At 43.4% G+C, this 783-nt stretch carries 1 protein-coding gene; it reads left to right on the top strand.

What is annotated here, in order from left to right; all coding sequences use genetic code 11:
- Window positions 1-75: 75 nt before the first annotated feature.
- Window positions 76-783: PKD domain-containing protein (locus PHO71_RS26105; protein WP_300209108.1), on the top strand; the 708-nt coding region annotated here is incomplete at its 3' end.

Genomic DNA, 783 nt, shown 5'->3' with positions numbered 1-783 from the left:
GCCAATGAGATGCCGATTATCTCTTTTAGCCCGGCAATAGCGGACTTGAATATTAACCAGGATGTTACCCTTAGTATGAATGCAGATAAATTTTCTGCAGGATTGGCAGGGTTTAATATATCTGTCTTTATCCAGGATTCTGCTATAGCTGAGATCACTGGCATTACTTTCCCTTCTTGGGGAAATTTACCCCGGAATTCACCTCTTCCTTCAGATTCAGTCTGGATGAAAGTAGGGGACTTCGGGCAGATTGAAGCAGGGGACACCGATGTGAATATCGGATCCATTAAGATATTAGGTAAAACACCCGGGACAACAAACATAACTGTTTATGTAAATCAAATGGACGACGATTCCGGTGGAATAATTACTCCGAAGATAATCGAAGCCAGGTTAACTGTAGTTGGCCCTCCGACTGCGGATTTCTCCGCAAACAGGACCGAAGGCCCGGCCCCGCTTACCGTGAAATTTGAGGATAATTCAACTGGTTCTCCGAATTCCTGGGATTGGGACGTAAACGAAGATGGAGTAAAGGATTCTGATCAGGAAGAGTTTGAATATGTTTATAATACACCAGGCATTTACAATGTCACCCTGACAGTTGTAAACGACGAAGGAACAGATACAGCAACAAAAACAATAACAGTTTATGGAATCCCTATTGCAGATTTCACCCCGAGCACTACGGAAGGAGATGCCCCACTTAACGTTCAGTTTAAGGATAAATCAAAATATGCAATTTCATGGGCCTGGGACTTTGATGGGGACGGAAATGTGGATTCA

This window comes from Bacteroides sp. (assembly GCF_028690125.1).
Classification (GTDB): Bacteria; Bacteroidota; Bacteroidia; order Bacteroidales; family Bacteroidaceae; genus Bacteroides.
This window is presented reverse-complemented; position numbering and strand designations above follow the sequence as displayed.